The organism is Paenibacillus agaridevorans (assembly GCF_018604145.1).
Lineage (GTDB): Bacteria > Bacillota > Bacilli > Paenibacillales > Paenibacillaceae > Pristimantibacillus > Pristimantibacillus agaridevorans.
Window position 1 is genome coordinate 3059997 of the sequence record NZ_CP075889.1, and the last position, 14818, is coordinate 3074814.

13 protein-coding genes are annotated in these 14818 nt (G+C 55.1%); 7 read left to right on the forward strand and 6 right to left on the reverse strand.

What is annotated here, in order from left to right; genetic code table 11:
• Positions 1–176: 176 nt before the first annotated feature.
• The 5 genes from KJW29_RS13155 to KJW29_RS13175 all read left to right on the forward strand — a co-directional run bounded on the left by KJW29_RS13155 (position 177) and on the right by KJW29_RS13175 (position 5565).
• Positions 177–1343, forward strand: a complete 1167-nt coding sequence (locus KJW29_RS13155; RefSeq protein ID WP_214630096.1) for an iron-containing alcohol dehydrogenase — start codon at positions 177–179, stop codon at positions 1341–1343.
• Between the two features lie 30 nt (positions 1344–1373).
• Positions 1374–2201: an aldo/keto reductase gene (locus KJW29_RS13160; protein ID WP_214630097.1), complete on the forward strand. Its 828-nt coding sequence runs from the start codon at positions 1374–1376 to the stop codon at positions 2199–2201.
• A 749-nt stretch (positions 2202–2950) separates the two neighbouring features.
• Entirely contained in the window at positions 2951–3685 is a 735-nt protein-coding gene (locus KJW29_RS13165; protein ID WP_214630098.1) for an ABC transporter ATP-binding protein, read from the forward strand.
• Entirely contained in the window at positions 3682–4848 is a 1167-nt protein-coding gene (locus KJW29_RS13170; protein ID WP_214630099.1) for an ABC transporter permease, read from the forward strand. The genes KJW29_RS13165 and KJW29_RS13170 overlap by 4 nt, the downstream gene beginning before the upstream one ends.
• 45 nt (positions 4849–4893) lie before the next feature.
• Positions 4894–5565, forward strand: a complete 672-nt coding sequence (locus tag KJW29_RS13175; RefSeq protein WP_214630100.1) for a TetR/AcrR family transcriptional regulator — start codon at positions 4894–4896, stop codon at positions 5563–5565.
• Between the two features lie 498 nt (positions 5566–6063).
• On the opposite strand, the gene KJW29_RS13180 is transcribed toward KJW29_RS13175, so the two are convergent.
• The 3 genes from KJW29_RS13180 to KJW29_RS13190 form a co-directional block, all read right to left on the reverse strand.
• Positions 6064–6507, reverse strand: coding sequence for an RbsD/FucU family protein (locus KJW29_RS13180; RefSeq protein WP_214630101.1), 444 nt, complete (start codon positions 6505–6507; stop codon positions 6064–6066).
• 70 nt (positions 6508–6577) lie between these two features.
• The gene (locus KJW29_RS13185; protein WP_214630102.1) at positions 6578–7237 is read right to left on the reverse strand and encodes a class II aldolase/adducin family protein; all 660 of its coding nucleotides are present in this window, start codon (positions 7235–7237) and stop codon (positions 6578–6580) included.
• Positions 7238–7346: 109 nt separating this feature from the next.
• Positions 7347–9137: an L-fucose isomerase gene (locus tag KJW29_RS13190; protein ID WP_214630103.1), complete on the reverse strand. Its 1791-nt coding sequence runs from the start codon at positions 9135–9137 to the stop codon at positions 7347–7349.
• A 143-nt stretch (positions 9138–9280) separates the two neighbouring features.
• Between KJW29_RS13190 and KJW29_RS13195 the strand changes: the two genes are divergently transcribed.
• Positions 9281–10303: a LacI family DNA-binding transcriptional regulator gene (locus KJW29_RS13195; protein WP_214630104.1), complete on the forward strand. Its 1023-nt coding sequence runs from the start codon at positions 9281–9283 to the stop codon at positions 10301–10303.
• Positions 10304–10309: 6 nt separating this feature from the next.
• Here the strand turns inward: KJW29_RS13195 and KJW29_RS13200 are convergent, their stop codons facing one another.
• Positions 10310–11248 (reverse strand): AraC family transcriptional regulator, encoded by a 939-nt coding sequence (locus KJW29_RS13200; RefSeq protein WP_179215448.1) that lies wholly within the window; start codon positions 11246–11248, stop codon positions 10310–10312.
• 198 nt (positions 11249–11446) lie between these two features.
• Between KJW29_RS13200 and melA the strand changes: the two genes are divergently transcribed.
• A complete protein-coding gene (gene melA, locus KJW29_RS13205; RefSeq protein ID WP_087567271.1) occupies positions 11447–12745 on the forward strand; it encodes an alpha-glucosidase/alpha-galactosidase in 1299 nt (432 codons plus the stop codon).
• A gap of 195 nt (positions 12746–12940) precedes the next feature.
• Here melA and KJW29_RS13210 read toward each other — a convergent pair whose 3' ends face one another.
• On the reverse strand, positions 12941–13267 hold the full coding sequence (locus tag KJW29_RS13210; protein WP_343222800.1) for a DUF6171 family protein: 327 nt from the start codon (positions 13265–13267) through the stop codon (positions 12941–12943).
• A gap of 9 nt (positions 13268–13276) precedes the next feature.
• The gene (locus tag KJW29_RS13215) at positions 13277–14773 is read right to left on the reverse strand and encodes an alpha-N-arabinofuranosidase (protein WP_214630105.1); all 1497 of its coding nucleotides are present in this window, start codon (positions 14771–14773) and stop codon (positions 13277–13279) included.
• Between the last annotated feature and the right edge of the window lie 45 nt (positions 14774–14818).

Sequence of the window (14818 nt, forward strand, 5' to 3'; positions counted from 1 at the left end):
AATTTTCGTTCCATGCAAGGAACTTTTGTGAAGGCGTACCGGAGGTACGTCAAGCAAAAGTGACGAAGCAGGGGGCGGAAAGGCGGTGAAAGATGCCCCAGAGCGGGTTTTCAGACACGCCCTAGAACAAAAACATTACAGTATTTTGAAATTAGTCGGATAAAGGAGGTTGCCGCATGAACAACTTTCAGTTTCACAATCCTACCCGCATCGTGTTCGGCGATGGCGAAACGCGTCGAGTCGCCGAAATGACCGCTACATATGGCCAAAACGTCCTTCTTGTGTACGGAGGCAGCAGCATTAAAGCGAACGGCCTGTACGACCAAACGATCGATCTGCTCAAGCAAGCGGATATCGCCGTGCATGAGCTGGCCGGCATTGAACCGAACCCTCGCCTGTCCACCGTGCAGAAGGGCATCGACATTTGCCGCCGGGAAGGCGTGGACTTTATATTGGCGGTCGGCGGAGGCAGCGTCATCGACGCGGCCAAGGCGATCGCGGCCGGCGTTCCGTACGACGGCGACGTCTGGGATTTCTTCGTAGGCAAAGCACGAATCCAGGAAGCACTCCCGCTGGGAACGATTCTGACGCTGGCCGCTACGGGCTCCGAGATGAACGGCAACACCGTTATCTCCCACTGGGATGCCAAACTAAAGCGAGGCAGCGGCAGCCCCCATATCTATCCCAAGTTTTCGATACTCGATCCCACCGTTACCTACTCCGTGCCTCGCAATCATACGGTGTACGGGTCCATCGACATTATGTCGCATGTGTTTGAACAATATTTCAGCCTGACCAAGAATACGCCCCTGCAGGAGAGATTGTGCGAATCCATTCTTCAGACCGTCATCGAGAACGTAGAACCTGCGCTGTCCAATCCTAACGACTCGGTGGCACGGGCCAATCTGATGTGGAGCGGCACCATGGCGCTGAACGGCGGGCTCATCAGCGTCGGCGTGCATACCGATTGGGCGACGCACGGCATCGAGCACGAAGTCAGCGCGATCTACGATATCCCGCATGGCGCGGGTCTCGCTGTCATTTTCCCTAACTGGATGAAATACGTGTACAAAGAACGCGTCGACAGATTTGTCCAATACGCGCAGCGGGTATGGGGCATCCAGCGTGATGACCGCACTGACGATGAGCTTGCGCTTGCGGGCATCGAGGCAACCCGCGCCTTCTTCTCTCGCATTGGAGCGGAATCCCGTTTGGCCGACTTCGGCATCGAAGCGGACCAGTTGGACCGAATGGCGGAAGAAGCCGTCCGTTACGGCGAGATCGGCAACTTCAAGCGTCTGAGCCAACAAGATGTGCGCAATATTTTGGAAATGTCGCTCTAATCTACTATCGATCGAGGAGGAACTCTAACAATGACAACCGCATTTACGAACAGCGCAACGCTGCATAACGGACTTAAAATGCCTTGGCTCGGCTTGGGCGTATGGAAAGTAAAGGACGATGGCGAGACGGAGCGTACCGTGCAAGCCGCGATCGAAGCAGGCTACCGACATATTGATACGGCCGCGGTCTACGGCAACGAATCAGGCGTCGGCATCGGCGTACGCAACAGCGGCATCGCGCGCGAAGAGCTCTTTATTACGACGAAAGTATGGAACTCGGACCAAGGCTACGAGTCTTCGCTTGCGGCGTTCGAGCAGAGCTTGGAGAAGCTTGGCATGGACTATGTCGACCTGCTTTTGATCCACTGGCCGGTGAAAGGCAAATACAAGGACACTTGGCGCGCGCTGGAATCCATCTACCGCTCCGGCAAAGCCCGCGCGATCGGCGTCAGCAACTTCCACATCCATCACCTGCAGGATCTGATGGAATCCAGCGAGCTCGTGCCGATGGTCAATCAGGTAGAATACCATCCGCTGCTTACGCAAGAGCCGCTTTTGGCATTCTGCAAGAGCAATCATATTCAAGTCACGGCTTGGAGCCCGCTGATGCAAGGCAACCTGGATCATGCCGTGCTTGCAGACATCGGCGCCAAATACGGCAAATCTCCCGCGCAGGTCGTGCTCCGTTGGGATCTGCAGACGGGCGTTATTACGATTCCGAAATCAACGAATCCGGAGCGTCTGAAGCAGAACGGAGATATTTTCGACTTCGAGCTGTCCGCAGAGGATATGGCTGCCATCAGCGCGTTGAACCGCAATCAACGCTTTGGTTCGGATCCGGACAACTTCAACTTCTAAAATATTCCCGGTTAACCAGCCAATGTGATACGGCCGAGCAAAGCGCTTCACTCCGAGAAATAGAGTTGGCGAATCATATACACTCTTCTATACGATCAGGGCACGGGGACTCAACGGTCTCCGTGCTTCTTTTTGCCTCGATACGGCTGCCGCTTACACCTTGCCCGCTCTACGCTCTACGCCCCATGCGCCTGGTATCCCTTTCATACTATTGATTCTGTCCATGGCCTACTCATGAGGCTGTCGATTCATTGTGGACGGCAGCGCTGTGAAGTAAAGGCTGATCGGACGGACACCACAATCGCTATTTCGCAAAAATGGGGCCTGTTCAAATGCTAACGGACACAGACGACCTTACTTCCATCAAAACCGCATAGAATGGGCGGAAATGCACCAATTAGCGTCATCTGAGTCCGTTAGATTTTCAATATCGTGAAAAGGCTGCACATAGAGGCTCTGAGGTCCGTTAGCGAAAGCAGAACGTTTCAGCTCAGTTACTCACAATGAATCGACAGACTCTTCATATCTATTAGCGAATCCTTCTACCGACAAACGTTTGTTTTCGCCCCTATCTGAACTCATTAGACGCCAGCGCATCGTTGTTTTTCGCCCCCATCCGAACTCATTAGACGCCAGTGCTTCGCTGTAGTCGAAGCATATCCGATTTTTCTTGACAGCTCCAGCCTTCCGGGAGTATTCTAATGCCATAAAATGAGTGATTACTCACTCTTATCCGAGGGGGTTTTGGAATGTTTGCTCCTATCGATCCCGCCATCCGCGTTCGCGGGCTCAGCCGCGCTTTCGACCATCAACCCGTCCTAAACGACATTACGCTCGACATCCAATCATCCGAAATATTCGGTTTGCTGGGACCTTCCGGCTCCGGCAAAACGACGCTTGTCAAAATGATCGCCGGCATTGACGAAGGAACCTCAGGCGATGTCGTCATGCTGGGCACGAAGCTGCCGAATCTCTCGATGATGGAAAGAATCGGGTACATGGCCCAGTCCGACGCACTGTACGCAGAGTTGACGGCCAAGGAGAATCTTGATTTCTTCGCCGCTTTGTTTGGACTAAAAGGCGCGATAAAGAAAACCAGAACCGCGTACGTCATGGAGTTGGTCGGGCTGGGCGAGCACATGAACGGGATTGTAGCCTCGTACTCCGGGGGGATGAAACGAAGATTGTCGCTCGCGATCGCCCTGCTTCACGATCCCAGAATCCTTATTCTCGATGAGCCAACCGTTGGCATAGATCCCTTGCTTCGGAAGTCGATCTGGTCCGAGCTGGAAAAGCTTAGCCGGCAAGGGACGACCATCCTTATCACGACCCATGTCATGGACGAGGCGGAAAAATGCCATCGGCTCGGCCTCATCCGCGAGGGCCGCCTCATCGCGGTCGGCTCACCGGAAGCGTTGAAGCAGGAAACGGGCAGCGCCACGATCGAGGAAGCATTTCTTCATTACGGAGGTGCGGAAAGATGAGAATTCGCGCGTTAACGCTCCGGATTATCCGCCAGTTTTTCCGCGACAAGAGGACGCTGGCCTTGCTGATCGCAGCGCCCCTACTCGTCCTTTCGCTTATGTATCTTGTATTTAACGGCGACTCTTATACGCCTAAAATAGGGGTTATCGGCATACCGGACTCGCTCGCAAAACAAGCCGAGGGGCTTGATGCGGATGTCCTTGCGTTCGGCAGTCCGGAGCTTGCGGAGAAGGCGCTCGAGGGGCAAGACATCGACGCCTATGTCTGGTGGGACGGCAGCACGCCGGCGATCAGGCTGGAGGGTAGCGATCCTGCCCGCAATCGGGCTGTGCTTTCCGTCGCTTCGGCGTGGCTGGGGCTGTCCGGCATGCCTGCGGGCATGGGCGTACCGGGGGGCATAGGCGCGCCGGCAGGCAAAGGGGCGCCAGCGGATATGAACGCGCATTTGAATGATGTCGCAGACACGTCGTCGAAAGCGCACTCGGAGGCTGATAAGGGCACGAGCGTTCAAGCCGTTCCTGTGGAGCCTGCAATCGAGTATTTGCACGGCGGACCCGCGATGACGACATTCGACAGTCTGGGCCCCGTCTTCATTGGCGTATTTGCCTTCTTTTTCGTGTTCCTGATCGCTGGTGTTTCGTTTTTAAAGGAAAGAACAAGCGGAACGCTTGAGCGGTTGCTTTCGACGCCTCTGAGAAGATGGGAGATCGTTGCGGGATATATTTCCGGCTTCGGCTTGTTCACGGGCATACAAGCGGTGCTGATCGCCTTGTATTCCGTCCATGTCCTGGGATTGATGATGGACGGCTCCATCTGGTACGTGCTGCTGGTGACGCTGCTCTTGTCAGCAACTGCGCTAAGTCTCGGCACCCTTCTGTCGGCGTTCGCCAATACGGAATTCCAGATGATACAATTCATCCCGCTGGTCATCGTGCCGCAAATCTTTTTCTCCGGACTGTTCGATCTCGAAAGCATGTCCCCATGGCTCAGATGGCTGTCCCATCTCATGCCGCTGACCTACGGCGCCGACGCGCTTAGAGGCGTCATGCTCCGGGGCGAAGGCTGGAGCGGCATCGCGGGAGACGTGCTCGTGCTCGCCGGCTTATCTTTGCTCTTTATGGGAGCCAACGTGCTGGCGTTGCGCAAACATCGCAAAATATAGTAACCTGTAGCCAACCTACAGCTAGACAAAAAGGAGCTTACTCGCATGACCGAACGGAATGATCTATGGCTGCAAGATCTGCTTCGACTGGCGGAGGCAGACGGGGGCGGCGTTAAAACAGAGAAGCAAGCCCGCATTCTCGAAGCCGCGATCGAAATCTTTGCCGAGAAAGGTTACGCTGCCGCATCGACGAGCGAGATCGCATCCAAAGCCGGCGTAGCGGAAGGCACGATTTTCCGCCATTACAAGACCAAAAAGGATCTGCTGCTCTCCATTGCGGGACCCATTGCAGTGAAACTTGCCGCTCCGTTCCTCATGCGCGACTTCGCCAAAATGCTGGAGCAGCCCCACGAACGGGTCGAAGACTTGTTCCGGACCATCGCCAAGGATCGATTCCAGTTCGCGCGACAGCACATGAAGCTGCTCCGCATTCTGATCCATGAGGTCCCCTTCCAGCCCGAGCTGCTGATACAGGTAAGGGAGCTGTTCGAGAACCACGTATTTCGGCGCATGGAGAAAGCGATACTCCACTTTCAGGCCCAAGGCCAACTGATCGACGCCCCTCCATGGCGCGTGCTTCGATCCGCGATCAGCCTGGTTGTCGGCATGATCTTGACCCATCTCCTCCTATCACCGGACGAGAGCATCGACGAGGACGAAGAAATCGACCGCACGATCGACATCTTGATGTACGGCATCGCAGGCCGGTCGGAATAAGGAAAATCTCAAACGTCCAGTCACTCACTGCCTATCGGACATAAATGACACTATTCTTCGATTTTTTAGGTTTTCGAAAATCTAACGGACATGCACGACGTTATTGGCATCATCCGAGCGCCATTGGGCTGGATAACAGCCAAATAGCGTCTGTCCTGTCCGCTAGATTTATTTGTGGTTAAAAATCGGACAATTAGCGTTGCTGGTGTCTGTTAGATTTCAACCATCTCCTTACAAGTCTCGGAGTTGTATAATTTCCTATACAAGGATAAAGACACCCCTTACCTCGCTGAAACAGCAAGGTAAGGGGTGTCTTTATGGTCAAGAGATCCTGTCCAGCCTCTTTCGTCGAGTCCAATCGTTCCCGTCGGCAAGTTATTCGGAAGCGTCATTTGGCGTCATTGGACGTTGCTGAAACGTTGTTAGTGGACGTTGTTAGACGTTGTTCAGCGTTTCTAAGCTTCATTAGACGTCAGCGCCATTCGACGTAACTGAACTTTACTCGGCGTTAACCGGCTTGACAACGCCCTTCTTCAAGATCAGGTTCGCGTACAAGGCGCTCTCACCTGTCGCTACGATTGCGTAAGCCCGCTTCGCCCTCTCGTAGAAGGAAAATCTTTCGATCTCTTCAAACGGCTCATCCAGCCCTTCGCGGGCGCGGATAATTTCGCGGTACTCTTCCCAGATAGGCGTCTCCGTGGCGTCACCCGGCATGACGGCCATCAGTCCGGCAGGTTTTTCCACGTATTGATCCAAAGGGAACAATTGCAGCATGGCGTCCAGCAGCGCCGGAATGCCGTGCCCGTCACAACGGATTAGCCGCTGCGCGTGGCTGGCGCCAGGGAAGTTTCCGTCCGCGAGGACGATTTCGTCGCTATGTCCCATTTCCATAAGGACCTTCAACAGCTCGGGCGGCAAAATGGCCGGTATCCCTTTCAGCATAAAAAGCCTCCTCACCGCTTCCCTATCGCCATGTTAAGCCACAAGGACCCAAGGGCGATTGGCATCGGCATTATTTCATCTTCTGAAGCAGTTGAATCCGGTAGGCTTCGCTTTCAAGCGATGCTATCTCCTCAAACTCTTCCTTCGTGAGCACCTTCGGCTCGCGAATCGCTTTGGCGATGAGGTAGATTTTGCAGCTTTCCTCGACGACTTCCGTACGGTAATAAGCTTCGCGCAGGTTGCGTCCTGTCGTCACGAGACCGTGATTGCCCAGCAACACGGTGCTGGCTTGATTAACAACCTCGACGTATGCGTCCGCGAGCTTATCCGTCGTAGGCAGAACGTAAGGTACATACACCGTCTTGCCGACAAGCGCCGCTTGGTCCGGAAACATGATGGGCAGCTCCTGCTCTACCAGAGTAAATGCAATGCAATAGGGCGGGTGCGTATGCACGATTGCGCCGATATTCGGATTGGCGCGGTAAGCGTAGAGATGCATCAGCACTTCAGACGATGGACGCAGACCGATGTCGGTTATGTCGCCCGTTTCGATGTCGACTTCTACCCATTGCTCCGGCTCGATTTCGTCGAGAGCGAAACCGCTTGGGGACAAATACATTTTGCCTTCGTGCTTTGCGCTAATATTGCCTCCAGGGCCGACGACCAGCTTGTTCGTTACCGTCTTGCGGGCGTATTTGCACAGTTCCTCGCGAATGGCTGCACTGCTCATGTTGGGTTAACCTCCAGCATAATTAATTTGATGGTGCGAACTCATTTACTTTTCTATGTGTCAAGGTGAAACGGCTGCCGCCATCCATCGATGGGGCAGCACGTTCAAGTTATTTGTAAAGCGGGCCAAAGTTGCTGCACGCGCGGAAGTCCGCGCCCTCGGCATCGGCCGTGCCGAAAAGTCCCCATGCGCGAGGACGGAAGACACGATCCTCCGGCACGTTGTGCATATGGACCGGAATGCGAAGCATGGCCGCCAGCGTAATCAAGTCGCCGCCGATATGGCCGTAGCTGATGGAGCCATGGTTGGCGCCCCAGTTGTCCATGACATCGTAGACGGAGCGGAACGCGCCTTCTCCGGTAAGCTTAGGAGCGAACCAAGTCGTCGGCCATGTGGAATCCGTCCGTTTGTCCAGCGTATCGTGCACGTCTTGCGGCAGATCGACGGAGTAGCCTTCCGCGATTTGCAGAACCGGACCGATGCCCTTTACGAGATTGAGCCTTGACATCGTCATCGGCATGCCGCCGCGAGTCAGATAATCGGAAGAATAGCCGCCGCCGCGGAAATATTCCACGGAAGCCGGACGCCAGGACGTCGCGTCCAGACACTTCTGCGCCTCTTCTTCCGTAATCTCCCAGAACGGCTTCATGACCGGCTGGCCGTCCCTGCTTTGTTCGCCCGTGCCGTCAAGCGTTGCCGGACCGGAGTTGATCAGATGGAGAATGCCGCCTTGCGCAGCTCCTTCGAGCTTATGTCCCGTCACGCGTTCAACGGAGTCGGGACTCCAGTAAGTGCGAACGTCTGCAAAGATCTGCGCCGTATTCGTAAGCAAGTTGCCGAACAACATGACCGCGCCGTTAAGGCTGTCGTTCTCCGTCGCGACGATGTATGGAGCTCGGATGCCATTCCAGTCGAACGAGGAGTTAAGCATCGCTTCCATAAAGTCTCCGTTCGGGAAGTGGTCCGTCCACTGGCGCTGGCCTTGGAAGCCGGATACGATCGCGTTGTGGCCCATTGCTTCCTCGCCGAAGCCCAGCTCCGCAAGGCGCGGGTTGCCGACCATAAGGTCGCGGGCGATTTGGGTCATTTTGACCACGGTCTCCCAGTCCTTGTCCTTGCTCTCGCGGGAGGTCTGGATGCTTTCCGGATTGTTGTCCGGTCCTTCGATGCAATTCTCCTTCACCCATGCCAGCGCCTTTTCGTATTCCTCGCCGTCATAGATGCCTTCTTCCATACGACGGACGAATTCCGACATGTCTACGTATTCGGTGCGAAGGCCGAGATATTCCTGGAAAAACGCGTCGTTGACGATGGAACCCGCGATACCCATGGATACCGAGCCCATGGACAGGTACGACTTGCCGCGCATATAAGCAACCGCGAGACCCGCGCGCGCGAATCCGATCAGCTTGTCCCGGACATCGTCCGGAATGGTCGTATCGCCAGCATCCTGGACTTGCTCGCCGTAGATGCCGAACGCCGGCAAACCTTTCTGCGCATAACCCGACAATACGGCTGCCAGATAGACCGCGCCCGGACGCTCCGTACCGTTAAAGCCCCATACCGCCTTGGGGATGGACGGATCCATATCCATCGTCTCCGTGCCATAACACCAGCATGGAGTTACGGTGATGGACACGCCTACGCCGGACTTCAGGAATTTGTCGGCGCATGCTGCAGCCTCCGCCACGCCGCCGATGCATGTATCCGCAATGACGCATTCTACGGGCTCTCCGTTCGGATAACGAAGCGTCTCCGACAACAATTTCGCCGTTGCTTTTGCCATATTCATCGTCTGCTCTTCGAGCGATTCGCGCACGCCTCTGCGTCTGCCGTCAATCGTCGGCCGAATGCCGATCTTGGGGAAACCCCCTTGGAATCGCAAGTTTGTCTCTGCCATGTCAAAACCCTCCAATGGAATAATTTAAAGGTTGTTCAAAGTAATAATGTTACCGATAACTCTAAATTAACAGCCAAAGAGGTTGCTGTCAACGCTTTCTTTTTGTATGATAAGTCCTAAGATATGTCGAAAGGATAGTCATTATGGTAACGATCTATGATATTGCGGAGAAAGCCAATGTCTCGGCGATGACCGTGTCGAGAGTTATCAATAACTCCGGCAGAATTAGCGAAAAAACACGGGCGAAGGTACGGAAAGTGATGGAGGAAATGAACTACGTGCCGAATCAAACGGCGAGAAGTCTCGTGCTGCAGCAAACGAAGCTGCTGTTCCTGCTCATTACGGATATTACGAACCCGTTTTATACGACGCTCGCAAGAGGCGCGGAGGATGCCGCCAAGAAACAAGGCTACCGTCTGCTGTTCGGCAACAGCGACGAGAGCCTGGAAAAGGAAGCCGACTACGTGACGACGATATTGACGACGCGGGTCGACGGCGTGCTGCTCGCGCCGGCCGGCGATCCGTCACTCCCCCATCTGGAGTTGCTGCGCCGCCACGATGTGCCCTTCGTCCTGCTTGACCGCGAGGTGCCCGGCATCGACTGCGACATTGTACTCGGCGACAGCAAGGAAGGCGCCAGGCAACTCGTCTCCCATCTGGCGGAGGCCGGACATGAACGAATTGCCATAGTAAACGGTTCCTCCTCCATCTCCAGTGCGAGACTGCGCCTGCAAGGCTACAAAGAAGGACTGAAGCTAAGCGAGCTGCCTTTCCGAGAGGACCATATTTTCGAGACGAGCTTCGGCTCGCTAAACGATCTGTCCGAGATGGAAGCATGGCTGGCCGGCCTCAACCCTCGTCCAACCGCGATTCTTACGGGCAACAACGTGCTAGCCGTAGAGGTTATGCGGCTGCTGCATGGACAAGGACTCCGCGTCCCCGAGGATATGTCCATCGTCTGCTTCGACGATCTCGGTCCCTACGCCGACGTGGAGCCGTTTCTCACCGTCGCGGCGCAGCAAGCCTACCAGTTCGGCTATATGGGCATGAGCATGCTCATCGAACGTATTCAGGACAAGGAGATCGCCCAGCCTTGGAAAAAAATCGTCCTCCCCGCGGAGCTGCTCATCCGTCGATCCGTCAAGCCGCTGCGCTCGGGAAAGTAGTTTGTGTCACAGCGACTTCCGGAATTCTGTAGGCGACACCCCTCGCCACTTCCGAAATTGCTTCGTGAAAAACAGAGGGTCGTTAAAGCCGACCGAAGCCGCCACCTGGGCGATCGTCAAATCTCCAGCGAGCAGCTTCTCGGCTTTTTTCATACGGATTTTATTTAAATATTGCATGGGAGACAATCCTGTCGTTTCTTTGAACAGCTTCGTCAAATGGGCGCGGTGGTAGCCCAGCTTCCTAGCGATTTCCCCAATCGAAATATGCTGGCCGTATTGGTAGGACAGCATCCGAATCGCTTGATCGATCTGCTGCTGTCTGCCAGGTATCGCGTCCTCCGGCAGCGGTCGATTCATGGGGCGCCCTCCCTCGCTTGGCTGATGCGACATGATCCTCGGCTCGCCGTCGCCGCCGTCAATGCCCGTGACGCCGTTTTCGGGGGCATTCCCAGCCAGCGCGGCGACCCCCATTTCGTGAAGCACCAGCCTCAAACAGCCGGACGCCGCCATGCTGCCCAGCTCGGGCGTCGCTCCGTTGTCCAGACTGTCCCGGATACTGCCGAACAATTCTCGCATCTTAATGGGAGACAACCCTCGGAGTGCCGCCCGTTCAGGCGTAATGCCAATACGCCCCAACGCCTTCTCGGTCTGATCACCCGAGAAACCGATCCACATATACGTCCACGGAGTCTCCTTGCTCGCTTCGTATTTGACCAAAATGTCGGGGAAAATCAGAAACGCGTCCCCCTTCTTCAGCCGATACTTTTGCCCCAGCGTTTCGAACGTCCCTTCTCCCGCCGTCACAACATGAACGAGAAAATAATCGTGAACCGCAGGCCCGATGTAATGGCCGCCAACGACGTCGGCTTCGCCGCAGAACATCACGACGAAGTCCCCCCGATCCGTCGCGGCGTTTATAGACAAGCTGTATCGGTAGTGTTCCACTTTGCATGTCTCCCTTCGCGTTTCTCCTGTCGTTACTCCTATCGTTATCATACACAACAATACGACATTACTCCATATATTGATCTCTTCTTTCCATATGCAACGGCAGCTTGCCGACCTATACTGTAAGTGATTACTTCGGTAGTGCGCGCTGCATACCACACTTCAAACCTATACGTTCGAGGAGGCTTATTTCTTATGTCCAAGATTACATTTATCGGTGCGGGAAGCACAGTATTTGCAAAAAATATTTTAGGCGACGTGATGCATACGCCGGCGCTTCAGGGCTTCGAGATTGCCTTGTACGACATCGATGCCGATCGTCTGCGCGATTCCGAAACGATGCTGCAAAACATTAAGTTAACCAGCGGCAGCGCTTGCGAGATCAAAGCTTACTCCGATCGCAAGGAAGCGCTGCGCGGCGCCAAATACATCGTTAACGCGATTCAGGTTGGCGGATATGATCCATGTACGATTACCGACTTCGAAATTCCTAAAAAATACGGCCTGCGTCAGACGATTGCAGATACGGTCGGCATCGGCGGCATTTTCCGCAACTTGCGCACGATTCCCGTCATGCTCGACTTCGCCAAGGATATTAACGAAGTATGTCCGGACGCGCTGTTCCTGAATTACACGAATCCGATGGCGGTATTGACGAACGTCATGAACACGCACGGCGGCGTTAACACGGTCGGTCTCTGCCATAGCGTGCAAGTATGCGTACCGCATCTGTTCAAACATCTTGGCATGGAGACGGAAGGCGTGAAGTGGCACATCGCGGGAATCAATCATATGGCTTGGCTGCTGGAAGTAAGCAAAAACGGCGTCGATCTATATCCCGAGATCAAACGCAGAGCCGCAGAGAAACAAAAGGAAAAACACGACGATATGGTCCGCTTCGAGATGATGCTGAAATTCGGCTATTACATCACGGAGTCGTCCGAGCATAACGCGGAATACCACCCGTACTTCATCAAACGCAATTATCCCGAGCTGATCGAACGCTTCAACATTCCGCTGGACGAGTATCCACGCCGCTGCGTGAATCAAATTCAGAACTGGGCGGATATGCGCGATAAACTCGTTAACGACAAAGGACTCGAGCATTGCCGAAGCCATGAATACGCATCCTACATCCTGGAGGCGATCGAGACCGACGTTCCGTTCCGCATCGGCGGCAATGTCATGAACACGGGGCTCATCACGAATCTGCCTAAGGAAGCCTGCGTCGAGGTGCCGTGTCTGGTCGACCGCAACGGCGTTACGCCAACTTACGTAGGCGATCTGCCGCCGCAGTTGGCCGCTCTTAACCGCACCAACATCAATACGCAGCTGTTGACGATCGAAGCGGCTGTCACCGGCAAGCGCGACCACATCTACCATGCGGCGATGCTGGATCCGCATACGTCCGCCGAGCTGTCGATGGACGACATCGTTTCCCTCTGCGACGAGCTTATCGAAGCTCACGGCAGCTGGCTGCCGAAATACGTATAACATTACGGAAAACCATTGTTGTTTTTGCTGCCTCCCGTCTTTCGGGAGGCCTTTTTATTTGGGCATCCAGTGAAAGTTGATCCTCTATGTAATGAAGAATAAGCCGCAAAGTCAGGTAACGAAACCCGTCTCTGCGGCTTATGGAAATGGACTAACCGATAAGTTATATCATTTTTTTGAAAAGCAGGCTTGAAATCAAGGTTCCGCGTAGACGCCCCACCCCGCTCCGCCCGGAAGCGGACAACGCTTGACCTTCAGCTTTGCGGCCACGCGCACGTAACACCCGCAAGCGACGCAAGTCGAACCGCCGGACAGCTTGGGACATGCTCGGCATACGGCAAGCCTGCTCTCGTACACATCGTCTGGAACGGCATGGAGAGGCGAGCTGAACATCGGCGCCGACAAGATACGGTCGATATCGGCTTCCGAGACGCGATAAGCGGGATCGCAGCCTCTGCAGCCCCCGGAATCGGGCTGCCTGGACTGCCCGCGAGCAACCTGTCGATCTTCCGCGGTCATCATGAACCGCCCCTACGATTGAAGCTGCAGTACCGTTACGGACATCGGCGACAGCTTCACGCGGAGCGTCGTCCCTTCCAGGGAAAAGCCGCCAAACGGCGCCGGCTTCACGACTTCCGGCTGCTCGAACGTATTGTGGGCATCCATGGCGCTTGCCGTCAATTCCGTGCCGCTGACCTGCGGAGCGGCATCCGACAAACCGCGTAGATCGATGCTCAGCTCGGCTCCGCTGTGTGGATCGACATTGCACAAGCTGATATGGATGCGGCCTTCCGCGTCTCTCGACGCGCTGGCGGACAGCTTGGCGATGGAGTCGCCGCCATGCGAATACGTTTCGTCCGACGACAGCTTCAGCTCCAGACGCTCCGCGTCGTGATGCACCTTGTACATATCGAATACATGGTACGTCGGCGTCAAGATCATGGCTTCCCCTTCCGTAAGAATGACGGATTGCAGCACGTTGACGACCTGAGCGATGTTCGCCATGCGGACACGATCATTATGTTCATGGAAGATGTGGAAGTTGAGTCCGGCGACGATCGCGTCGCGGATTGTATTTTGCTGATACAGAAAACCCGGATTCGTGCCCGGCTCTACGTTGTACCAAGTGCCCCATTCGTCGATAACAAGTCCTACCCGCTTTTCCGGGTCGTAACGATCCATGATCGCGGAGTGGCGAGTAATGAGCTCATCCATCCGCAGCGTCTTCTTGAGCGTCACGAACCACTCCGCCTCCGTAAAGCCCGTCGCCGCGCCTTTGTCCGCCCAGACGCCCGGCACCGTGTAGTAATGAAGGGAGATGGAGTCCAGATGGCGATGCGCTTCGCGCATGAGCACGTCTGTCCATTCATAATTATCGTCGTTGGGACCGCACGCAATTCTGTGTATCTTGTTGTCCCCATAGTTGCGCACGTAAGTCTGATAACGCTTGTATACGTCCGCGTAATATTGCGGACGCATATTGCCGCCGCAGCCCCAATTCTCATTGCCGACGCCGAAGTAGGTCAGCTTCCACGGCTTCTCACGGCCGTTCTTCGCACGCAGCTCCGCCATTGGCGATACGCCTTCGAATGTCATGTACTCCACCCACTCGGACATCTCCTGCACCGTGCCGCTGCCTACGTTGCCGCAGATGATGGGCTCGCATTCCAGCAGCTCGCACAACAACATGAACTCATGGGTGCCGAAGTGGTTGTTCTCCACCACGCCACCCCAATGCGTGTTGATCATCCGCTTGCGCTCCTCGCGAGGGCCGATGCCGTCCTTCCAGTGGTATTCGTCCGCGAAGCAGCCGCCTGGCCAGCGCAACGAAGGGATCTTAATGCCTTTGAGCGCTTCCAGCACGTCGTTCCGAATGCCGCTCGTATTTGGAATCGGAGAATCCTCGCCCACCCAAATGCCCTCATAGATACATCTGCCCAGATGCTCGGAGAAGTGGGCGTAAAGATTGCGGTCGATCTTGCCTAACGTTTGGTCGGCTTGAATCGTCAATACGTTTTGGTTCGTCATCGCTATGACCTCGCTATTCTAATGGGAGTAGGTTGCTCTAACTGA

Bases quoted from the DNA above. Each gene is read 5' to 3' on its own strand.
- KJW29_RS13195 (WP_214630104.1), top strand. From the start codon at position 9,281: ATGGTAACGATCTATGATATTGCGGAGAAAGCCAATGTCTCGGCGATG.
- KJW29_RS13215 (WP_214630105.1), bottom strand. From the start codon at position 14,773: ATGACGAACCAAAACGTATTGACGATTCAAGCCGACCAAACGTTAGGC.
- KJW29_RS13180 (WP_214630101.1), bottom strand. From the start codon at position 6,507: ATGCTGAAAGGGATACCGGCCATTTTGCCGCCCGAGCTGTTGAAGGTC.
- KJW29_RS13175 (WP_214630100.1), top strand. From the start codon at position 4,894: ATGACCGAACGGAATGATCTATGGCTGCAAGATCTGCTTCGACTGGCG.
- KJW29_RS13165 (WP_214630098.1), top strand. From the start codon at position 2,951: ATGTTTGCTCCTATCGATCCCGCCATCCGCGTTCGCGGGCTCAGCCGC.
- KJW29_RS13190 (WP_214630103.1), bottom strand. From the start codon at position 9,137: ATGGCAGAGACAAACTTGCGATTCCAAGGGGGTTTCCCCAAGATCGGC.
- melA (WP_087567271.1), top strand. From the start codon at position 11,447: ATGTCCAAGATTACATTTATCGGTGCGGGAAGCACAGTATTTGCAAAA.
- KJW29_RS13210 (WP_343222800.1), bottom strand. From the start codon at position 13,267: ATGATGACCGCGGAAGATCGACAGGTTGCTCGCGGGCAGTCCAGGCAG.
- KJW29_RS13155 (WP_214630096.1), top strand. From the start codon at position 177: ATGAACAACTTTCAGTTTCACAATCCTACCCGCATCGTGTTCGGCGAT.
- KJW29_RS13185 (WP_214630102.1), bottom strand. From the start codon at position 7,237: ATGAGCAGTGCAGCCATTCGCGAGGAACTGTGCAAATACGCCCGCAAG.
- KJW29_RS13160 (WP_214630097.1), top strand. From the start codon at position 1,374: ATGACAACCGCATTTACGAACAGCGCAACGCTGCATAACGGACTTAAA.
- KJW29_RS13170 (WP_214630099.1), top strand. From the start codon at position 3,682: ATGAGAATTCGCGCGTTAACGCTCCGGATTATCCGCCAGTTTTTCCGC.